Source organism: Corallococcus sp. bb12-1, from assembly GCF_026626765.1.
GTDB classification, from domain to species: domain Bacteria; phylum Myxococcota; class Myxococcia; order Myxococcales; family Myxococcaceae; genus Corallococcus; species Corallococcus terminator.
Window position 1 is genome coordinate 68580 of sequence record NZ_JAPNJZ010000027.1, and the last position, 19530, is coordinate 88109.

General features: G+C 70.1%; 20 protein-coding genes. 5 read left to right on the forward strand and 15 right to left on the reverse strand.

Annotated elements, in window-relative coordinates; translation table 11 throughout:
- The first annotated feature begins 149 nt into the window (after positions 1–149).
- Complete coding sequence (locus OV208_RS31405) at positions 150–863, forward strand: transposase (protein WP_267577621.1); 714 nt, start codon at positions 150–152, stop codon at positions 861–863.
- On the opposite strand, the gene istB is transcribed toward OV208_RS31405, so the two are convergent.
- The gene (istB, locus tag OV208_RS31410; protein WP_267577161.1) at positions 790–1557 is read right to left on the reverse strand and encodes an IS21-like element helper ATPase IstB; all 768 of its coding nucleotides are present in this window, start codon (positions 1555–1557) and stop codon (positions 790–792) included. The two genes, OV208_RS31405 and istB, sit on opposite strands and share 74 nt — an antisense overlap.
- A complete protein-coding gene (gene istA, locus OV208_RS31415) occupies positions 1544–3133 on the reverse strand; it encodes an IS21 family transposase (RefSeq protein ID WP_267577162.1) in 1590 nt (529 codons plus the stop codon). The genes istB and istA overlap by 14 nt, the downstream gene beginning before the upstream one ends.
- 286 nt (positions 3134–3419) lie before the next feature.
- On the opposite strand from istA, the gene OV208_RS31420 reads away from it, so the two are divergent.
- On the forward strand, positions 3420–4388 hold the full coding sequence (locus OV208_RS31420; RefSeq protein WP_267577622.1) for a transposase: 969 nt from the start codon (positions 3420–3422) through the stop codon (positions 4386–4388).
- Between the two features lie 192 nt (positions 4389–4580).
- On the opposite strand, the gene OV208_RS31425 is transcribed toward OV208_RS31420, so the two are convergent.
- The 4 genes from OV208_RS31425 to OV208_RS31440 all read right to left on the reverse strand — a co-directional run bounded on the left by OV208_RS31425 (position 4581) and on the right by OV208_RS31440 (position 8337).
- A complete protein-coding gene (locus OV208_RS31425) occupies positions 4581–4826 on the reverse strand; it encodes a hypothetical protein (protein ID WP_267577623.1) in 246 nt (81 codons plus the stop codon).
- Positions 4827–4917: 91 nt separating this feature from the next.
- On the reverse strand, positions 4918–5775 hold the full coding sequence (locus tag OV208_RS31430; protein ID WP_267577624.1) for an Fpg/Nei family DNA glycosylase: 858 nt from the start codon (positions 5773–5775) through the stop codon (positions 4918–4920).
- Between the two features lie 123 nt (positions 5776–5898).
- The gene (gene rtcA, locus OV208_RS31435) at positions 5899–6915 is read right to left on the reverse strand and encodes an RNA 3'-terminal phosphate cyclase (protein WP_267577625.1); all 1017 of its coding nucleotides are present in this window, start codon (positions 6913–6915) and stop codon (positions 5899–5901) included.
- 186 nt (positions 6916–7101) lie between these two features.
- A complete protein-coding gene (locus OV208_RS31440) occupies positions 7102–8337 on the reverse strand; it encodes an RtcB family protein (protein ID WP_267577626.1) in 1236 nt (411 codons plus the stop codon).
- 146 nt (positions 8338–8483) lie between these two features.
- Here OV208_RS31440 and rtcR point away from each other — a divergent pair, with 146 nt between their 5' ends.
- Positions 8484–10121 carry an RNA repair transcriptional activator RtcR gene (rtcR, locus tag OV208_RS31445; protein WP_267577627.1) on the forward strand — a complete coding sequence of 546 codons (1638 nt, stop codon included), beginning with the start codon at positions 8484–8486 and terminating at the stop codon, positions 10119–10121.
- 7 nt (positions 10122–10128) lie between these two features.
- Here rtcR and OV208_RS31450 read toward each other — a convergent pair whose 3' ends face one another.
- The 8 genes from OV208_RS31450 to OV208_RS31485 all read right to left on the reverse strand — a co-directional run bounded on the left by OV208_RS31450 (position 10129) and on the right by OV208_RS31485 (position 16708).
- Positions 10129–10818 (reverse strand): hypothetical protein, encoded by a 690-nt coding sequence (locus OV208_RS31450; protein ID WP_267577628.1) that lies wholly within the window; start codon positions 10816–10818, stop codon positions 10129–10131.
- Between the two features lie 2 nt (positions 10819–10820).
- Positions 10821–11840 carry a CARDB domain-containing protein gene (locus OV208_RS31455; RefSeq protein WP_267577629.1) on the reverse strand — a complete coding sequence of 340 codons (1020 nt, stop codon included), beginning with the start codon at positions 11838–11840 and terminating at the stop codon, positions 10821–10823.
- 11 nt (positions 11841–11851) lie between these two features.
- Positions 11852–12703 carry a hypothetical protein gene (locus OV208_RS31460; protein WP_267577630.1) on the reverse strand — a complete coding sequence of 284 codons (852 nt, stop codon included), beginning with the start codon at positions 12701–12703 and terminating at the stop codon, positions 11852–11854.
- 22 nt (positions 12704–12725) lie between these two features.
- Positions 12726–14069, reverse strand: a complete 1344-nt coding sequence (locus OV208_RS31465) for a M24 family metallopeptidase (RefSeq protein WP_267577631.1) — start codon at positions 14067–14069, stop codon at positions 12726–12728.
- Positions 14070–14355: 286 nt separating this feature from the next.
- Complete coding sequence (locus tag OV208_RS31470; protein ID WP_267577632.1) at positions 14356–14541, reverse strand: hypothetical protein; 186 nt, start codon at positions 14539–14541, stop codon at positions 14356–14358.
- A 103-nt stretch (positions 14542–14644) separates the two neighbouring features.
- Complete coding sequence (locus OV208_RS31475) at positions 14645–15493, reverse strand: zf-HC2 domain-containing protein (protein ID WP_267577633.1); 849 nt, start codon at positions 15491–15493, stop codon at positions 14645–14647.
- Between the two features lie 160 nt (positions 15494–15653).
- Positions 15654–16130: an anti-sigma factor family protein gene (locus OV208_RS31480; RefSeq protein ID WP_267577634.1), complete on the reverse strand. Its 477-nt coding sequence runs from the start codon at positions 16128–16130 to the stop codon at positions 15654–15656.
- On the reverse strand, positions 16127–16708 hold the full coding sequence (locus OV208_RS31485; RefSeq protein WP_120534502.1) for an RNA polymerase sigma factor: 582 nt from the start codon (positions 16706–16708) through the stop codon (positions 16127–16129). Before OV208_RS31485 ends, OV208_RS31480 begins: the two co-directional genes overlap by 4 nt.
- Positions 16709–17274: 566 nt before the next feature.
- On the opposite strand from OV208_RS31485, the gene OV208_RS31490 reads away from it, so the two are divergent.
- Positions 17275–17823, forward strand: coding sequence for a hypothetical protein (locus OV208_RS31490; protein WP_120538898.1), 549 nt, complete (start codon positions 17275–17277; stop codon positions 17821–17823).
- Positions 17820–18413 (forward strand): tRNA-uridine aminocarboxypropyltransferase, encoded by a 594-nt coding sequence (locus tag OV208_RS31495; protein WP_267577635.1) that lies wholly within the window; start codon positions 17820–17822, stop codon positions 18411–18413. The genes OV208_RS31490 and OV208_RS31495 overlap by 4 nt, the downstream gene beginning before the upstream one ends.
- A gap of 21 nt (positions 18414–18434) precedes the next feature.
- Here OV208_RS31495 and OV208_RS31500 read toward each other — a convergent pair whose 3' ends face one another.
- Positions 18435–19394, reverse strand: coding sequence for an arginine deiminase family protein (locus tag OV208_RS31500; protein ID WP_267577636.1), 960 nt, complete (start codon positions 19392–19394; stop codon positions 18435–18437).
- Between the last annotated feature and the right edge of the window lie 136 nt (positions 19395–19530).

Genomic DNA, 19530 nt, shown 5'->3' on the forward strand with positions numbered 1-19530 from the left:
GCTTTCCCCACCCAAACAGGTCGCCCGAAGTTCGTTGATGAATCCGGTGCGGAAGCCCGGCTCGACTTCCTCGGACGAAGCCTCCGAACCTGTCCGACTGGAGGGTTGCGCGGAATAAGGGAGTCTGGGGGGAGGGTAGAGAGGGGGTGATGGAGGAAGAAAACGGCCCCCGCCCGCCAGCGAAGCAGCCGAGGCGGCGCATCCCGAAGGACCCGGCCCCTCGCTTCAAAGCGCCCGACAGAGAAGCGCTGGCCCTCGCGCAGCGGCTGGTGCCCCGGGAGCATCTGGCCAGAAGGGTGCAGCGCGTGGTGGAGCGCTTCGAGATGAGGGCCGTGGAGGCCCGTTACTCGGCCCTGGGCCAGAATGGGTTCGCGCCGCGTCAGCTGCTGGGGCTCTGGCTTTACGCCAGCCTCATCGGGCTGCACCAGGGGACGCGGGTCGCGCGTGCGTTGCAAACGGATTGCGCCTTGCGGTGGCTCAGCGGAGGCCATTGCATCAGCGTTGCGGTCCTCAACCGCTTTCGCGCGGAGAATGCCGGCCTCTTCCTGGCGGCACTGGAAGAGACGGTGCGCTGGGCCGTGGAGGAGGGCCTGGTGCGGACGCAGGAGTTGGGAATCGACAGCGTGCGTTTGCGCGCCCATGCCAGTCGCAGCCAGGTGTCAACGGCCGGGGTCATGGACCGCAGGAGGGTCGGCCAAGCGGATCGGGGTGACGAGTTCGTCATGCAGCCGCAGCTCGAGTTCGCGGCGTTGGCGAGGTGGGGTCGGCCAAGCGGATCGCATCCGGAGACTACCGAGGCTCCTGGGAGGAGGGCTTCCTGCGCCGCGTTGGGGGCGGATTGCGGAAGCTGTCGCCTTCGATGACGAGGAGGTGGGAGTGGTGGAGGAGCCGGTCCATGGCGGCGCTGGCCATCAGCGGGTCGCCGAAGAGGGGCGGCCACTCCTCGATGGCGCGGTTGGAGGTGATGACGGTGCTCTTACGCTCGTACCGCTGGCGGACCACCTCGTAGAGGTCCGCGGGTTCATCCTGGGTGAGGGCACGCAAGCCGAGGTCATCGATGATGAGCAGCTCGGGCGAGGTGAAGCGCAGGAGGCGCTTCTCGTAGCTGCCGTCGCCCCGGGCGGCGCGCAGCTGCTGGAGAAGCTCGTGGGCACCCAGGTAGAGGGCGCTGTAGCCGGCGCGGCAGGCACGGTGGCCGAGGGCCTGGGCCAGGTGGGACTTGCCGACGCCGGTGGGGCCGACGATGAGGACGTTGTCGTGGCGCTCCAGGAAGCCGCACGTGCCCAGCTCCAGCACCTTGGCCTTGGGGACGCTGGGGTTGAAGTGGAAGTCGAAGTCCTCCAGCGTCCTTGCGTGCTCGAAGCAGGCGCGGCGCACGCGTTGGGAGAGCTGCTTGGAGTCGCGTCGCTCCGCCTCGTCGCCCAAGAGCCGGTAGAGGAATTCGGAGTGGGAGAGGTTGTCGTCCACCGCCTGCTGGGTGCGCAGCTGAAGCGACTGGAGGACACCGGACAGGCGCAGCTTCTTGAGCATGGGGACGAGCGCGTCAGTGGCACTCAATTTCGGACTCCTGGGGCACGACGGAGGGGTGCAGCAGCTCGGCCACGCTGCGTGCGAAGCGCGGCTGAGGAAGCGAGGGTGACGCCGGGGCCGCGAGCGCCAGGGGCAGCGGCTGCAAGTCCAGTCCCTGGCGCAGCAGATTCTTGATGGCCCGGTAGGTGTACGCGCCGTAGTAGTGGGCCCTGCGGGCGGCGGCCTGGGCGCGCTCGGGCGGGAAGCTCTCCAGGTGGGTGACGATGGCCTGCACCGCACGTAGCTGCGACAGCACGTCGTCGGAGTCGAAGACGGCGCGCACGTAGGTGAGGACGTCCTCGCCCAGCCTCGCGGCCCGCCCTTCCCAGTAGCCGCGGCTGCGGTGGCGCAGGTCCGCGCGGTGCTGGGGCAGGTGCGCCTCGTGGGTGCTGTAGAGGCCACTGCCGCGCCGGGCGTGCGTGGCCACGCGCACGTCGTCCGCGTAGGCCTCCAGACTGGCGTCGGTGACGCGCAGCCAGACTTCGCTGCCGACGAGGCGCCAGGGCACCGAGTAGAAGCGCCGCTCGAAGAGGGCGTGGCTGTCCTGGTGGACGCGCGTGGCCTTCCAGAGGACGGGCGTGAAACGCTTCGCGGGCAGGGGCCGCAGGGCAGGCAGCTCCTCCTCGCGGAAGACATCCACCGGGCGCCGGCCCGTCGTCCCGTGCCGGCGCACGTTGGCCACCTCCGCCAGCCAGCGCTTCAAGTCCGCGCGCACGGCGTCGACGTCCTGCCCCTCGCGGCCCTTGAAGAAGTTGGACTGGACGTACTTGACGCCCGCTTCCACCTTGCCCTTCTTCTGGGGCGCGTACGGCGGCGTCGGGTCCACCTTGAAGCCATAGTGCCGGGCCACTTCGCGGTAACTGCGATTGAGGGCGGACGGCTCGTCCGGGGTGAAGGCCGCGCGCAGCACAGCGGCCTTCAAGTTGTCCGGCACCACCGTCTCCACCACGCCGCCCAGCTGCTCGAAGGCCTCCACGTGCAGCCGCAGCCATGTCGGTAGCGACTGCTCGAAGACGACGTCCGCCACCAGGTAGCGGCTGTGCGCCAGCACCAGGACGAAGACCCAGGCCTTCCTCGGCACCCTCTGCTTCGGGCACAGCAGCTTTCCCACGTAGCCAAAGTCCACCTGCGCCACCTCACCCGCCGCGGTGACGACGGGGATGGCGACGTCCTGCGCCCTCACGCCCCGCGCCTTGCGCAGCTGCCGCACCATCCGCTTCACCGCCGAGTCGCTGGCGCTGAAGCCTTCCACCTCCAGCCGCAGCCTGTCGTGGATGGCGCGTGCGCCCAGTCCCTGGGCAAGCCATGACTCCACGCGCGGCTGCCATTCCACCAGCGACGACGTCTGCTGCGCGGGCACCCTCGGCGGCCGGTGCTCCAGCACCCGCAGCTTGAGCGTCTCCAACTCGGGCACCTCCTCCGGGCGCCCCTCCAGCATCCCCGCCCTCGTGAGCGCCGCGCGGTACGCCCGCTCCGTATTCGGGCCCATCCTCAAAAGCCGGGCCACTTCGCGCGCACCCGTCCCCATCCGGTGCAGCCGCACCAGCTCTCTCAACCTGTCCATGTCGACTCTCCGGTAACTCATCCGCGCGCGCCCCTCCGCACACCGCTCCGGCGGTGCTCGGTGGGGCGCGAGGATGCATGGGATGACTGCCCAGGTAGGCACTCAGCCTACCCACTGGCCACGTTTCTTCTAATCGCCTCCGCCGTGGGCGGACCGCCTCCGCCTCTTCTCCGGCGGGCGATCCGCTTGGCCGACCCTGGGCCGATCCGCTTGGCCGACCCTGGGCCGATCCGCTTGGCCGACCCGGCTGCGATCCATTACCCCGGCCCGTTACAGCCAAGTGCGCGTGCACTCGCAGTCCCTGCGGCGCTTGAAGCACCTGGGCGCGGTGGAGCTCGACTCCCTGGACGCTTGCCAGCGCGAGCAGCACTCGCGGCAGGTGCGCAAGCACCAGGAGGCGGTACGCCTGTGCGAGCAACGGGCCGCGGCCAGCGTGGTCCTCAGCAACCCCCGCGCGGCCCTCATGCAGTTTCCTGGCAATGGCGTGCACCCGGGGCACCGCCTCACGGTGGTGGCCAGCGGCGTCACGCAGCGACTGGTGGTAGGTGTCCTGCTAACGGCCTCGGGCAATGACAAGGGCCATCTGGAAGAGGCGATGCAGCGCACGCGCCGCGTGCTGCACACGGCCGGGGTGCCCCTGTCCACGCGGCTGCAAGTGGCCGGAGACTCCGGTTACTGGAGTGAAGAGGACCTGCGCTTCGCCGCCCACCAGCGCCCTTGCGTGGACGTGCTGCTCAACCCGGGCCCGGCCACCGGCCCTCTGGCCAACAAGCCCGGCATGCTCCAGCGCGAGGCGTTTATCCTCCAGCACGCACGGCGGGCCGTGGTGTGTCCGGCAGGGCGCACCATGCGCGGGCCGGTGCTCAATCACTTCGACCGGTGCGAGGTCTACTTCGGCGAGGGCTGTCCGACGTGCTCCTTGCGTCCTCGGTGCACCCACGCCAGGCGCCGCACCTTCAGCGTGCGCTGGGAGTACGAAGGCGCGCTGGAGGCCATGCTGGCGCGCATGAGGCAGCCAGACGCCAAGGCCCGGTACCTGCAACGGATGGCCACCGTGGAGCCCGTCTTCGCCTCGCTGCAGCAGGACATGGGCTTTCGTCGCCTCTCGTCCCGGCACCCGCCCGCCATCGACGCGGAGGTCTTCCTCAAACTGCTGGCCCATAACGTCAGCCGGCTGCTCACCCGCAGCCGGCTTTTTTGTGTCTTCGTCCTCTTCGAAGCCCCTGCTCCTCCCCCTGCATCGCAGCCAGGCTGAACCCCTATTCCGCGCAACCCTCCTGTCGGACAGGTTTGCGCGAAGTCCGCCCGGCGGACGCCTCCGCAGATGGACCCCGCCTTGGCGTCCGCTCTAGCGCGATGTCGCGGCCCACGGCTGCGCCCAGCAAGGTGCGCGTCCTCGCGGAGCATTTCGGGTCGCGGGATGGGAAACGATTCCCTGGCGACTGACTTAGAAGTCGGGCAGCGGGCTCTGGCGGGGCGTGCCCATCAGTTCGAGCGCTCGCACGGCGACCCGGGTGAGCGTCTGCGCGCACGGCTCGCAGCCTCCGCCGCAGCACGAAGGCCAGCGCCCTTCCGGGTCGCGCAGGAGCGGACGCACGCTGGACTGGTAGTAGCTGGGGAGCGCGTTCTCATCGCTCGCGCGCAGCAGCGCTTCGTCGAGGGGCAGGGGCGTGGCGGCGGGAACGTCGGACACGCCCGTTTCATACCAGCGCCTCGCAGGGCTCGCACATCCGGACCTGGCAGGGCGGCTGTTCGGAGCGATGAGGTCCGCGCGGGCGCCGCGTTCAGAGCAGTGACGTCTGGGCCGGAGCGTCGGGCGCGGGGCCGTCCGCGGGCTGGCAGTGCGCGCACCAGTGCGTGTTGCGGCCGCCGATGCGCAGGTGCGACACCGGCGTGGTGCAGCGAGGACACGGCGCCCCCGTCCTGCCGAAGATGTTGCGCCGGTGCAACGCCTTGCCCTGCACCCCGAACAGGTCGCGCTGCGTGCCGCGCAGCCGCAACCCCTCCTCCAGCACGTCGCGGATGCCCCGGTGCAGCTTGATGACTTCAGCGGGTGAGAGCGACGAGGCCAGCCGCCGGGGATCGATGCCCGCGGCCCACAGGCTTTCGTCCGCGTCACGGTTGCCCAGCCCCGCGAGCACCCGCTGGTTCAGCAGCACCGTCTTGAGCGGACTGCGCCGACGGCGAAGCTGCTGGGCCAACAGCTCCGGCGTGAAGGTTCCATCGAGCGCCTCCGGCCCCAGCTCCGCCAGCTTCAACTGTGACGCCAGCAGTTGGGTCGGTCCCAACGCCACACGCGCGTAACCCAGCGTATCGGTGAGCTGCAGCTCCTCGTCGCCCTCCAACGTTAGGACGACGAGCGTCGCCAGCGGCCGCTCACTGCCCACGGGCCGGAGCGCCAGCTCCCCCCACAGCATGAAGTGCAGCGCGAGTGTCTGCCCGTCATCCAGCGCGAGCAGCATGAACTTGGCGCGGCGGTCCGCCGACAGCACCCGCCTGCCCCGCAGGTTCTGGATGAAGTCCTCCGGCGAAGCAAAGCGCACCGCCGTGGGAACCAACACCTGCGCATCCACGAAGCGGCGGCCCACCACGGCCTGCTTCAAATCGCGGACGATGATTTCGACCTCAGGGACTTCCGCCACGCGTGAATCCTCCCCCACGGGTTACCAACGTAGGAAGAGTTCCAGGTAACGTCATGGGTTGTCCCCCGCTGGGGAGGACACCTCGTCCGCCGGGCGGCCGGCCGGACGAGGCCCTGTCATGAATCAGCCTCGCACCGTCACCTCGCACACGTCGCGGGACACCTCGCGGACGTCGAACTTCACATCCAGGAAGTGAGCCATCGTCTCGCGTTGCGTGTGCGCGTGGCCATCCAGCGCCAGGGTGCGGAAGCCGCCGCCCTTCGCCAGCGCGAGCAGTAACAGCAACTGGTCGCACAGGTGCTCGCCCACGGGGACTTCGGCGTCCAGGTAGCGCTTCACCTCGGCGGCGACCTCCTCGCCCACCAGCTCCGCCCGCTTGCCGCGCTCGCCGAAGCCGGTGAACACCTCCGTCACGTGCTCGCTCTCCACCTCCACGCGCAGCACGTTGCCCGGGCCGAAGGCGCGCTTGAGTTCCTCCGGACGCTGCTGGTCCTCCCGCAGCTTCAGCACGCCCGCCACGGTCTCCAGCTCGCGGCGGGCCACATCGAAGGGGATGGCCGCCACCTGGGCCACCGCCTCACGCCGCAGCACGCGGCCTCGCTCCATCAGGTGCAGCGGCTGCAGCTTCGCCGGGTGGATGTTCACGCGGAACTTCCCGCCGCCGGCCGGATAGAAGCCGGGACGCTCCAGCGTCACCTCCACGCGCGGCCCCATGCGGTTGAGCAGCGGCAGGTACGACTTCTCCAGGAACTCGAACGGCGGCGCCGCCGGGTTGTGCGTCCCGCCTTCCAGCATCAGCGTGGACGGACCTTCGGCGTGCAGGAGCGCGGGCAGCACCGTCTGGAGCACCAGCGTCGCGCTGCCCGCCGAGCCCACCGCGAAGTGGTAGTTGCCCGCCGTCAGCGCGCGCGGATGGAAGGACAACTGCTTGGAGCCCAGCTCCGCGCCCGTCACCTCCGCCGCGCCCACGGCCTCCGCGGCCTTCAGCGCGGTGAGGTGCTGGCGCAACAGGCCCGGCTTGGCGCGGCCAGCGCGCACGTTGACCATCTCGAACGGAGTCCCCGTCACCAGCGACAACGCCAGCGCGGTGCGCAGCACCTGGCCGCCCCCCTCACCCTGTGAACCATCAATGCGAACCATGTGCGTCGTGCTCCTTCGTGGCGCTCGCGGACGGGGACAGCATCCCATCCCTGATAAAAAATAGCGGCGCCCGCTCCCCCACCCTTAACGGCCCTTTCGGGACCTCTTGGGGGGAACGGGCGCCTCGGCGTCTTCATCCCGGCATGGGTACCTCGGCTGGACGACGGGTGGGACCAACCACGTCGGCTATCCCTTCACGCACACCACCTGCTTGAGCGTGTGGACGACCTCCACCAGGTCCGCCTGCGCCGCCATCACGGCATCAATGGGCTTGTACGCAGCCGGCGTCTCGTCGATCACGTCCACGTCCTTGCGGCACTCCACGCCTTCGGTCGCCTTCGCGTGATCATCCAGCGAGAAGCGCTTCTTCGCCTCGGTGCGCGACATCACGCGGCCCGCGCCGTGGCTGCACGAATGGAAGGCATCCGCGTTTCCCTTCCCTCGGACGATGTAGGAACGCGCCCCCATGCTGCCGGGGATGATTCCCATGTCGCCTTCACGCGCCCGCACCGCGCCCTTGCGGGTCACGAAGCAGTTCTTTCCGAAGTGGTTTTCGCGCGAGATGTAGTTGTGGTGGCAGTTCACCGCCGACTCGGACAGCTCGAACGCGGGCAATTCACCGCTCGCCTTCAGGGCCTCCACCGCCGAGTGCAGCATCAGCTCGCGGTTCATCTTCGCGAAGTCCTGCGCCCAGCTCACCGCGAACACGTAGTCGTCGAAGTGCTCCGTCCCCTCCGGCAGGTACGCCAGGTCCGCGTCCGGCAGGTGGATGAAGAAGCGCTGCATGTCCTTCTTCGCCAGCTCGATGAAGTGGCTTCCGATGCGGTTACCCACCCCGCGCGACCCGGAGTGCAACATCAGCCACACGCCATCCGACTCATCGATACACAGCTCGATGAAGTGGTTACCGGTTCCCAGCGTTCCCAGGTGACCCAGCTGCGGACCCCGGCCGATGTGCGGATGCTTCGCGACGATCTGCTCGTATCCCTTCATCAGCTCCGCCCACACGGCCTGATGCGTCGCGGGAGCATCCTTCCAGGCGCCGCGGTCGTTACGGCCGCCGTTGTCCGTACGGCCGTGGGGCACCGCCGCCTCGATGGCCGAGCGCACCCCGCGCAGCGAGTCCGGCAGCTGATCCGCGCGCAGCGTCGTGCGCACGGCGATCATCCCGCATCCGATGTCCACGCCCACCGCTGCCGGCACCACCGCGCCCACCGTGGGCACCACGCTCCCGACCGTCGCGCCGTAACCGCGGTGCACGTCCGGCATCACCGCGACCCACTTGTGGATGAAGGGCAGGCCCCGGAGGTTGCGCAGCTGCTGCTTCGCCTCGTCCTCGAACGGCACCCCCACCGTCCACGCCTTGATGGGGCGACCCGCTTCGTCCGACAGCACTTCGTAGTTCGTGTTCTCGCGGTTCATGGCCTGCACCTTTCGGTCGTTCGACCCGGGCTCAGCGTCCCGGTCACGTGGGGGAGCTAGAGCAGCCGCCGTGCCAACGCTGTTTCCGGGTGAGGCCCCCGAGCAGGAGTGGAAATCCCTATCCCATGGGATAAATACGTATCCTGATGGCTCAAAAATCGAAGGCGCGCCGGACGGTCGTGTTCGGGATGCTGGGGACGACGCTGGACACGGGGTCGGGGACCCACCGGTGGACGCGCTGGCGGCCCACGGTGGCGCTGTGCCAGCAGGAGGACCTGGTAGTGCATCGGCTGGAGCTGCTGCACCCGCCCCGGGCCGCGTCCATGGCCACGGGGATTCAAGAGGACATCGCCCAGGTGTCACCGGAGACGGAGGTGCGCCTGACGTCCCTGCCCATCCGCGACCCGTGGAACCTGGAGGAGACGTACGGCGCGCTGCTGGACCACGTGCGCGCGCACCCCTTCCATCCGGAGGAAGAGGACTACCTGGTGCACATCACCACGGGCACGCACATCGCTCAGATCTGCATGTTCCTGCTGGTGGAGAGCCGGTTGATTCCGGGGCGGCTGGTGCAGACGTCGCCGGGAAACGCGGGGAAGCGCTCTGCGGCGGGCTCGCACGCCATCATCGACCTGGACCTGTCGAACTACGACACGCTGGCCGCGCGCTTCCGGCAGCAACAGCGCGAAGGCCTGTCCTTCCTCAAGTCCGGCATCGACACGCACAACGCCGCGTTCAACCGGCTCATCGAGCGCATCGAACAGGTGGCGGTGCAGTCCCGCGCGCCGCTGTTGCTGACGGGGCCCACGGGCGCGGGCAAGTCGCAGCTCGCCCGGCGCATCTACGCGCTGAAGAAGGCGCGCAACCAGGTGGCGGGCCCGTTCGTGGACTTGAACTGCGCCACGCTGCGGGGCGACGGCGCGATGTCCACGCTCTTCGGCCACGTGAAGGGGTCCTTCACGGGAGCGGTGGGTGACCGGCCCGGGTTGATGCGGCAGGCGCACGGGGGCGTGCTGTTCCTGGATGAGATTGGAGAGCTGGGCGCGGACGAGCAGGCCATGTTGCTGCGCGCGCTGGAGGACAAGCGGTTTCTGCCCGTGGGCGCGGACAAGGAGGTGGAGAGCGACTTCCAGCTCATCGCCGGCACCAACCGGGACCTCCAACTGGACGTAGAGCGGGGGCGCTTCCGCGAGGACCTGCTCGCGCGCATCAACCTGTGGACCTTCCGGCTGCCCGCGCTGCGCGAGCGCCCGGAGGACATCGCGCCCAACCTGCTCTTCGAATTGGATCAAGCGTCGCAGGCGCTGGGGACGCGGGTGACGATGAGCAAGGAGGCCCAGGAGCACTTCCTGCGCTTCGCCACGTCGCCTGAAGGACGGTGGAACGGCAACTTCCGCGACCTCAACGCGGCCGTGCTGCGCATGTCCACGCTGGCCAATGGTGGCCGCATGACGCGAGAGGTGGTGGACGAGGAATTGGAGCGGCTGCGCTCTCAGTGGCGGCCAGCGGGGGCCGCGATGTCGGGCGCGGAGGACGTGCTGGCGGAGATACTGGGGCCGGTGCGCGCGGCGGAGCTGGACCGCTTCGACCGCGTGCAACTGGCGGACGTGGTGGGCGTGTGTCGCTCCGCGCGCTCGCTGTCGGACGCGGGCCGGGCGTTGTTCGCGCAGTCCCGAGCGCAGAAGAAGAGCGTCAATGACGCGGACCGGCTGCGGAAGTACCTGACGCGCTTCGGGCTCACCTGGGCGGACGTGAGCGGGCGCGGAGGGCAGGACGCGGACTGACGCGCGCTCAGCGGAAGTGCTCCTTCAAGGCACGACACCGGGCCGTGCTCTGGGCCTCGTCAGGAACGACCGCCGAAGCCCGCGCCGACGGAGCAGCCACCGGCACGGGAGCACCGGGCGCCTCCCGCGCATCCGCCGCTTGCAACCACGCAGCGGGCACCATGCATTCGACGGAGAGCGGTCCCTGGAACGTGGCGGACAGGCCCGCTTCCTCAGTCCGCACCGTGCCGCGCACCTCACGTCCGGTGACGTCCAGCTCCAGCGTCCCATTGTTCGCGAGCGTCGCCGGACCGGACGGCGCTCGAAGCTCCGCGGACGCCATCCCCACCCGCAGGGGCGTCGTCGTCAGCCGGGCCGTGGCGTGCTTCTTCTTCGGGAACGTGGGCGCCACCGGAACCAGCACCGCCCAGCTCCGCCCATCCCCTGCTTGCGCGCTCAGCGCGACCTCCAACGTCGCGGGCGCGTCCCCTTCCTCGAACGTGGCGATGAGCCGCACGGAGGGAGCCTCGAAGGTGCCCGCGTCCGTCCTCACCGTGACCGCGCCCGGCGGTTGGGGCTGCTCGGGCGCCTTCAGGGCCATGGACTTCGAGGGAGACACCGGCGCGGCCGTGAGCAGCTCCGGCGGCCTCCCCCGCTCCTCCTTCGGCTTCGCGCAGGCCCCGACGAGCAGCAGCGCCATCAGGACCCCGGGCCTCATGCTCAGCACCCCACCCGCAGTAGCATCGCGCTGACGGTGGTGTTGTCGTTCTCTCGCAGCTCGTCCACGACTCCCGCCGGATCCAGGTCCACGTAGACGTAGTACGTGTTGAAGGGAAGGCCCGCCGGCACCGTGAAGCCCAGCGTGTAGGTACCCTCCGCGAAGGCCGCCATCGAATGGTTGAAGGTGGCCACCACGTTCGTGGACTCGCTGTACCCGAGCGGTGGCGCCGTCGGGCTCAGGTGCACGCGCATCGAATAGGACCCCGTCGCCGCGTTGCCCATGTTGCCCACGTAGAACTTCACGCTCGTCGCCGTGTTGCGACACACGGTGCGGGTGAGCGCGGGATCCAACGTCTGCGCCACGTCCCCCACCACGCCCATCGCGGACGGCAGCAGGTTGGGCTTCGTCAGCGAATAGCCGTACAGGTCGCGCATGCCCTGCGCGTTCGTCGGCCACAGCGTGGAGGACTCGTAGCCTCCCGTCACCAGGTGCGGCGGCGACGTGCGCAGGATGCTGTGCCCGCCCTCGTGCTTGAAGCCGAAGAAGTGCCCCGCCTCATGCACGAACGTGCTCCGGCCCGACGTGCCGAAGGCATTGCCGGTACGTGGCGTGAAGTCCAGGTCGCTGGCGATGCAGACGTCCGCCTCGTCGATGCCGTTGCTCCCGATGAAGCACACGCCCACCGTGGAGTACGTCACGCCGTTGTTCCCGTCGATGGCCGCCCGGTCACACAGGCCGATCTCGTTCTGACCGTCGCTGTGATCCAGCGCGCAGTCCGTCACCGGGTTCACGTTGAAGCCCGCGACGAGGTGCGACAGGTCGTCCCACTGCCGCAGCCCGTTCCAGTACGCCGTGTTGACGTTGCCAGTGTCCGGGATGCTGCACCGGTTGCGGTACACGACCGGGCCGCTGTACCACTTCACCGGCGAGCCATTGCACGTGTCCCAGGACGCGGCCTGCGCCTCCTGGCTCCCCAGCGCCAGCACCGCGACGAAGCCCGCGATTCTTGTGGTGTTCATGGCGAAGCTCCTCACGGCTGGCCGGGCGGGATGTCCCGCTCGGGCTGGGATGAAGTGGAGCCCATCGCCGGAACCTGCCCGGACGCAGGGGTCACCGACACGGACCGCGCCGACGCGGTGGCGACCGGCTCCTCGCGGAACGCCCCCGTCACGCCGAGTCCCCGAGCACGCAGGTGGTTCTGGAGCAGCGACACGAACGCCTCACGCCCCAGCGCCTCCGGAAGCCCCGCGACCTCCACGCCCGCGCGCAAGGCCGGACGCGCGCCCGACAGGTCCACCGTCTCGAACACCGGCGCCGTCCGCCGCACGCCCGCGGACCCCAGGCCGGACACGAGCCCGCCCTCGACGCCCACGAGCACCTCCCGTCCGCCCACCGACTCCACCCGGAAGGCCTGCCCGTCCAGCACCGGCGACAGGCTCCACGAAGTATTGCGCAGGAACACCACGTAGCGCGCGCCCCGGACGAAGCGCGGCACGTGGCTGACCACGAGCTGACGTCCGTCCGGCAGCGACCCGCCCACCTGCTTGAGCCGCACTTCCCCGGGCACGTCGCCCAGGTGCGCCCGCACGTTCCCCAGCGTCACCACCGTCCACGGGCCCGTGCGCTCCGAGTACTCGGAGCGCACGTCGGTGACGTCCCCCTCCACCACCGCGGCCGTCTGGTCGACCAGGCTCAACAGGCTGTCCACCGCGTGCGGCGGCCGGAGCGTTCCCTCCGCGACCAGCGGGCGCTCGTGCCGCGCGGAGGCCTCCGCGTCATCTCCAACAGGAGAAGCGCACCCCGCCGCGCCACACAGGAGCGCCAGCGCGAAGCGCGTCCGGCCCTTCCGTCCGAATGTCGTCCATGGCCTGCCCACGCGCATCACGTCCGCTCCCTTCGTGTCGTCAGTGGATGAGATAGAAGGCGGCCTGCCGGGGCACGAAGAACTTCCAACCTTCGTCCGTCAGGTACGCCGGATCTTCCTGCATCACCGCCACCTGTTGCCCACCCCACTCTGGCACGGCGGTGACGGTGTTGAGTTCCACGGCCAGGTACGAGCCCTTGCGCAGCACCCGGGGCGCGTCCTGCCGCGAGGCCGCGCGGAAGTCGATGGAGGCCCCCAATGCATGCCCCTGCGCCCCCAGCGGGTGGCTGTACACCTTGGCCTCGATGCCCTTCTCTTTCATCTCCGCCATCGTCGCGTCGTAGACGTCCGCAGACGAGCGCCCCGGCCGCGACGCGCGCAGCATCAGCGCGTCCTGGAGCGCATGCGTGTTCGCCAGCGCGCGCTTCAGCCCCTCCGGCACGTCCTTCTCTCCGTCCCGCAGCACGTAGGCCATCTTCTGCCAGTCCGTGTTCAGCCCCAGGGCCGTGACGCCGAAGTCCACGTGCACCAGGTCCCCGCGCTGGATGACCACCGACTCGTCCGCCACCGCCAGGAACCCTCGCGAGAAGCCGTCCTTCATCCCCTGCCGCTGCACGCGCAGGTCCGGCTCGAACCACGTGGTGACGCGCGCCTCCCACAGGGCGTCATAGAGCCAGCGGCGCACCTCGCCCACCGTCGTCCTGCCGGGCACCACCACCTCGTTGGAGAGCGCCCGCTTCACCAGCGACTCCGTCAGCACCACCAGGTCGCGGTACGGCGTGAACTCGCCGGGCAGCCGCGTGTCCAGGTACTCCTCGATGAGCGGCGCCGCGCTCACGAAGCGCCCTTGCGCCTGCGCGCCCAGCGCCTCCACCAGCCACTGGTAGGAATCATGCGTCAGGCTGCGCGTCACCCCACGCTTGCCGCCCATGCCCAGCGCGATGGCGCGCGGGCGGTACTGCGCCTCCAGCTCCGCGAGCACCTCCTGCGGCTTGCGGCTCTCGGGGGGCCGCTCGAAGAAGCGCGTCACCGCTTCCGTGGCGTAGCCCGTCAGCGCGACCTTCTTCAGGCCCGCGTCGCCCGCGTCCACGAAGACGAACACGTCGCGGTTGCCCGCGTAGGGCAGCGGCGGCGCCACCCAGCCCGTCAGCGGGTCGTCGTGGAACTCCTCGTTGACCACCACCCACATGCCCACGCCGTGACGGCGCATCATGTCGAGCAGCAGCCCATGGCGCTCCGCAAGCCACGACGCGCGCAGGGCCAGCGCCTGGGACGGTGTCGGCACCAGGCCAGGAGCTTCGGAGACGGGGGCTCGGACGGGGGCGGTGGCGCAGGCCATCCAACACCCCAGCAGGGGCCACAGGGCCACACGTGGGCTCTTCATGTCGGGAACTCCAGGTCGGGATGAGGACCGGGAGCGTAGCGCGCTCAACCGAAGTCCTCCGCCCCCGGAACCATCAAGGCTCCGGGAGCGAAGGACCTGGGGCGCAGCCTGCTTGTTCACCGGCTCGGGTCTCCCCGCTCCCTCGCACTTCCGGGTCTCGTCCCCCCCGGTCCGAGACACCGGGATCCGCCCAGATCGTACTGGCTGGCGAATCCGCTGGAAGTGGGCGGCCCTCCCCCGAAGGCCGCCGTGGAGCACGAACGCCCTACCGCGCGCGCGCCGTACCTCAGTAGCTGGCGACCCACTCCAGGTCGCTTTCCTCGAATTCGAAGTCGACGGTCGACTCCCTCGCTTCCCCCCCGGGCCCCTGGATTTCCCGGGCCTCGCCCCCCGTCCGCACCTCCGCGCCCCCGCTGGAGCCGAGCGCCCACATCGCGCCATCCCCCTGGATCCACGTTTCGATGCGGTACATCGTGTCCCCCCTGGGTGCGGTGTTGCATTCCCGTCCTCGCCGCCGCCCCGCCGCGCCTCGATAATTAGACGCCGACCGCCAGAATCCTTGGATCGCGGCCGACTCAATTGGGGGCGTTCACTCCCGCCCGCAGGGCCCGGGCCCGGATTCCGGCCTCCTCGCTCCACCCCGGCTCCCCTTGACGCGCCACGGCCTCGAAGGCCTCCGCCGCCTGCAGCGGATGGCCCAGCGCCCGGAGCACCAACGCCCGGTTCCACTGGGCCTGCGGATGTCCTGGAACCTCACGCAGCACGCCCTCCAGGATGAGCAGCGCGCCGTCCAGGTTGCCCGCCGCCATCGCCAGCACCGCCCAGTCGCAGTCCCGGTCCACCGAGGGCGTGCTGCGCGACAGGAAGTCCGCGGCCTGACGCAGTTCGCCACGCACCAGGTACGCGGCCGCGATGCCGTGCAGGTCTCCCCGCGCCTCCATGTCCGCCAGTGTTCGCAGGGACACGGGGGGCTCGCTCAGCAGGGCCCCTGGCTCCGGGGTGCCCGTGCGGACGGGGATGTAGGGCAGGTAGCGGTCCGCGGCCGGATAGGAGATGCGCGCCTCCATCCCCCGCGCCGACGCGGCGGCCCGCCACGTGTCACCCCACGGGCGGTCCGCCGTGGACAGGAACGCGAGGAGCGCGCCCAGCCCCATGGCCACGAGCGCCCCCAGCCCCCGGCCCTTCCAGCCCTGGAGCCCGGTGGGGCGGAGCAGGGAGCGGGCGGCGGCGGAAGGCGCGGGGACGTCGTTGTGGGCCACCGCGCCGCACAAGGCCTGGGCGCTGAGCATCTCCAGTTGCATCGCGTCATGCAGGCCGGAAGCGCAGGCGCTGCAAAGGGCCAGGTGGAGCCGGAAGCGCTCCTCGTCGCCCGATTCGAGCTCGCCATCCAGGAACCGGTAGAGCTTCTTGCACCAGAGATCCATCGCGCGTGGCAACCCGTGGTCAGGCTGCCGCCTCCCATCCCTCTCGAAACGCGAGCGGGGGGATTCCTTGGTGCCGTCCTTCCTGGCGGAATCAGCCCGCCCGCCCGCCTGCTCTGCCCGTGGAGTGCTCCAGGCAGGACAGGCGGCGAAGCAGGGCGCGTCAGCGGCGCGAACGCGGGCGCAGCAGCGTCCCACCGACGCGGCTGGCGCGTGGGCAGGGCCACCGGGGCGCGGTGACGGCCTCCACCTTCTCCCCTTCCGCGAACCACGGGCAGCAGGAGGCGCACCCCGGGCAGCGGCGACGGAAGCGGCGCGCGCCCTGGTGCCAGGCGCGTCCCTCCAGATGTTCGGGCGGCGGGGGCACGTCGGCGGCCAGGGCGTCGCCGGGCCAGTTCGCCGGCACGGCCTCGTCCCAGGACCCCGGCACGGCCTCGCGCGCCTGCCGGGCGGACACCCAGCGCTCGCTCTCCGCGGCGTCCTCCAGCGCGAGCCTCGCCAACACCTCCAGTTGCAGCAGGTCATGGAAGCGCGCGGCGCACGCCTCGCACCCCGCGAGGTGACCTCGGACGCGGCGCTGGTCCTCCGCGGCCAGCTCCCCGTCCAGAAGGGGGCGCAGATCCTCACACGCGGTGCTCATCGTTCCCTCTCCTGGCGGCGGCGTTCCGCCGTGTCGTGGAGCATGGCCTTGAGGCGGCGGCGGGCGTGGAAGAGCCACGTGCCCACCGTTCCCGCGCTGGGGGTGTTCATCCGACGGGCGATCTCCGCATGGCGCAGGCCGCGCGCATGCAGCTCGAACGCCTGCCGGAGCTTCTCGTTGAGCCGGGCGACCGCCTGGCGCAGTTCATCCTCCGTGACGCACTCCCACTGTTCGGGTTCCGGCGCATCCTCCGGATCCTCGAAGAGCATGTGGACGTTGTGCAGATCCACCCTCCGGTCCGTCTCAGCGCCCTGCCGCCGGCACTGATCCAGGAACCGGTTGTGAAGCACGCGCACCAGCCACGCGCGCCGCGCCGGCTCCGGCCAGCGCTTGAGCCGCTCCCATTGCAGAAGTGCCCGCAGCAGCACGTCCTGCACCAGGTCGTCGCAATCACTGGCATTGCGGCCACAGACGTTGCGCGCGATGGCGACCAGCACCGGCTGATGGCGGATCGCGAAAGCGGCGAATTCCCCTCCAGAGCCCTCCCGGACAGGGGGCTCCTCCCTCCCTGGCACCATGCGACCGCCTCCCTTCCCTCAGAGAACGCCGAGGGTCGGATTCTTTTTTTCTCACAGATGCGACAGGCGTCCAGTCGCTTCATCTTGCACCGCAACTGGCAGTGCGACTGGAACACTTCAAGCAGACGCCAAATCCTTGCATGGGATAGACAGACATCCACGCGTTCCCCGATCAATTCCTTTCCATGGGTGTGCAATGCCTCGGGGTGTTCGGTGCCCCGCCCATGGGCCAGAACGGCCTCCAGCATGCACCAGCCCCCCGCGGGTTCCGGCTGATTTTCGGCGTCGCGGATCCGAAGCGGCGCACCGCGCGGAGCGTCCCTCCTGGTGCGTCACGCGCCGTGACACTTCCTGTCAGGTCGCGCGGGAAGGGGCCTGGAAATCCGGTTCCGGGGCTCCGGGGCCGGAAGCCTCCGGGACTTGGGGGGTGGGGCTCCGGGGGGGGTGAAAGGCCGGCCTGGAGGGGCCAAGGGGGGTGGCGGGGCGCAAGAGAAGCGCCCCGGGACCAAACTCCCCCTTGCGTGCGTGGGGAGTCCTTTGGTCCTCTTGGGTACAGCCGTATGCCCATGGAAACCGCCGCCGACAGCCGAGAGTACCGCGTGGTCTTCTTCTGCCCCGCGTCGAACGCCCGGCTCGAGCGGCTGGAGGTCTCCGTGCGTCGGCTGTTGTCGCGCATCCAGGCCCCCCCCGCGGAGTTGGCCCCCCTCACCGAGGCCGGGGCGCTCACGGAGGCCGGGTGGCAGGTGTACCTGGTGCGTTCGCTGACGGAGCGTTCGGCGGCGCAGGCCATGGCCGCCTACGTCAGCGAGGCCACCTGCGCCCTGGCGGCGGAGGTGGACGCGGAGGTGCTGGGCCTCTACGTGGACGTGTCGGGGGACTCGGCGCGCATCTGTCGCTGTGGCCCGGAGGACGGGCCGGAGACCTTCGCCGGACGCCGGCAGGCCGCGCTCAACCGCACCTCCGAGTGGCTGGAGGTCGCCCCCGCGAGCCTTTCCGCCCTCTTCCAGTTGGATCCGCCGGACGCGGAGTACGAACCGGACGCGGATGACCGCTTCGTCGAGGAGAAGCTGCGGGAGGCGCGGACCTTGATGGAGCGCTACCGCACGGCGAAATGAGGTCCCGGACCCCGGAGGACCTCGTCGGTCGCTGCGAGCGCTGCTACCTGACCGCGGCGTGGTGCCTGTGCGCGCAGGTGCCAATCGTGCCCACGCGCACGGAGCTGCTCGTCATCCGCCACAACAAGGAGGCGGAGAAGAGCACCAACACCGCGCGCATCGCGGCGCTGGCCCTGCCCCGCTGCCGCATCGTCTCCTATGGCGCGCCGGGCCAACCCTTCGACGCGTCGGTGCTGGGGGACGGCTCGGACACGTGGCTGCTGTTCCCCGACGCGCCGGAGGCCGAGGGTCCCCCGCCCCGGCGGCTCGTCGTCATCGACGGGAGCTGGGCCCAGGCGCGGCGCATGGTGCAGCGCGTCCCCGGGCTGAGGCGATTGCCGGGGATGCGGCTGCCCCCACCTTCACCGGACTCCCGCCGGCTGCGCCGTCCACCCCATCCGGACGGGATGTCCACGCTGGAGGCCATGGCCGGGGCGCTCGGGCGGCTGGAGGGCGAGGACGTGGCGAAGCCGCTGCTCGCGCTGCACGAGCTGATGATTGAACGCGTGCTCGCGAGCCGTGGACGGCTGGGCTGGGTGGACTACCTCTGAGGTCCGCCCCGCGCGGTCGGCTCAGGCGTAGGTCGCGCGGCGCTTGAGCGGCAGCGTGAGGCACCGGACGCTGCCGTTGCCCCGTTCGAGCGCCGCGATGTCCACGCCCTCGACTTCGATGCCCAGCTCCTTCACCAGCGGCTGGAGGCGCGGCGCGGCGCTCTGCGAGGCCAGCAGCAGTTGGGGGCCCAGGAAGATGTAGTTGGAGAGGAAGCAGGGGGATTCGGAGGCGGGCAGCGCGTGGACCTTGCGTCCCCGCCGCGTGAAGTAGCCCTCGAAGGACTCCCACTGGGGCGCCTGCGCAGGGGTGATGACGCGCACGGGCAGGTGCTTCAGGAACGTGCGGGCCAACACCGCCCGGGGCCCGAGCACGTTGAAGGCCAGGTCCAGGTGGATGATGCCCAGGTGTTCGGGGATGCAGACGACCCCCACCTCCTGGAAGCCCGCGCCCCAGGCCGTCTCCAGGAAGCCCTGCAGGGCGCGCGCGTCGCTGCGCAGCCCCAGGTTGACGAAGATGCGCTCCTCATCGAGCAGGAAGACGTCCCCGAACTCCAGGCCGGCGCCGGTCCCCTCCACCGGGGCCGCGTCCCTCGGGCCGCCGTGGATCAGCTCCGCCAGCGCCGCATGCGTCGCGTCGAACTCGGCGATGCGCGCGGCGAAGGCCGCGGTGCCCGTCACCAGTTGGCGCCCCACGACCGCTGCCGTGTCCCGGACAAACACGCGGTTCACCGAGGCGTCGCTCACCGCCCGCGCGGACTCCGGAAGGAAGTCCCCCAGGTCGAAGAGCCTGCACCCGAAGCGGGTCAGCGCTTCGCACAGCCGCCCGGAGGCGTCCTCCGCGTCCTGACGAGAGACGGCGCCGATGAACCCGACCGCGGAGGCCTCCAACTCGGTCGCGACCTCGAGCGCCGCTGGCCGGCACACCGCGACGCACTCCAACTGTGCCGACTCCGACCAGCACTCGATTCCAGTCAACGTCATCCGCAACCACCCTGGTCAGCAGCGCCCAGCCCCGAATCCCTGGGCCAATCAAGGATTCCTCTGACAGTTCACCTAGAAGTGTCCTCCATGCTAAACGACAATTACTAGATTATTTATCTATTCCAGTCGTAACGGA

Bases quoted from the DNA above. Each gene is read 5' to 3' on its own strand.
- istA (WP_267577162.1), bottom strand. From the start codon at position 3,133: ATGGACAGGTTGAGAGAGCTGGTGCGGCTGCACCGGATGGGGACGGGT.
- rtcA (WP_267577625.1), bottom strand. From the start codon at position 6,915: ATGGTTCGCATTGATGGTTCACAGGGTGAGGGGGGCGGCCAGGTGCTG.
- OV208_RS31405 (WP_267577621.1), top strand. From the start codon at position 150: ATGGAGGAAGAAAACGGCCCCCGCCCGCCAGCGAAGCAGCCGAGGCGG.
- OV208_RS31455 (WP_267577629.1), bottom strand. From the start codon at position 11,840: ATGAACACCACAAGAATCGCGGGCTTCGTCGCGGTGCTGGCGCTGGGG.
- OV208_RS31485 (WP_120534502.1), bottom strand. From the start codon at position 16,708: ATGGTGCCAGGGAGGGAGGAGCCCCCTGTCCGGGAGGGCTCTGGAGGG.
- OV208_RS31490 (WP_120538898.1), top strand. From the start codon at position 17,275: ATGGAAACCGCCGCCGACAGCCGAGAGTACCGCGTGGTCTTCTTCTGC.
- OV208_RS31495 (WP_267577635.1), top strand. From the start codon at position 17,820: ATGAGGTCCCGGACCCCGGAGGACCTCGTCGGTCGCTGCGAGCGCTGC.
- OV208_RS31450 (WP_267577628.1), bottom strand. From the start codon at position 10,818: ATGAGGCCCGGGGTCCTGATGGCGCTGCTGCTCGTCGGGGCCTGCGCG.
- OV208_RS31475 (WP_267577633.1), bottom strand. From the start codon at position 15,493: ATGGATCTCTGGTGCAAGAAGCTCTACCGGTTCCTGGATGGCGAGCTC.
- OV208_RS31465 (WP_267577631.1), bottom strand. From the start codon at position 14,069: ATGAAGAGCCCACGTGTGGCCCTGTGGCCCCTGCTGGGGTGTTGGATG.
- OV208_RS31500 (WP_267577636.1), bottom strand. From the start codon at position 19,394: ATGACGTTGACTGGAATCGAGTGCTGGTCGGAGTCGGCACAGTTGGAG.
- OV208_RS31440 (WP_267577626.1), bottom strand. From the start codon at position 8,337: ATGAACCGCGAGAACACGAACTACGAAGTGCTGTCGGACGAAGCGGGT.
- rtcR (WP_267577627.1), top strand. From the start codon at position 8,484: ATGGCTCAAAAATCGAAGGCGCGCCGGACGGTCGTGTTCGGGATGCTG.
- OV208_RS31480 (WP_267577634.1), bottom strand. From the start codon at position 16,130: ATGAGCACCGCGTGTGAGGATCTGCGCCCCCTTCTGGACGGGGAGCTG.
- OV208_RS31460 (WP_267577630.1), bottom strand. From the start codon at position 12,703: ATGCGCGTGGGCAGGCCATGGACGACATTCGGACGGAAGGGCCGGACG.
- OV208_RS31470 (WP_267577632.1), bottom strand. From the start codon at position 14,541: ATGTACCGCATCGAAACGTGGATCCAGGGGGATGGCGCGATGTGGGCG.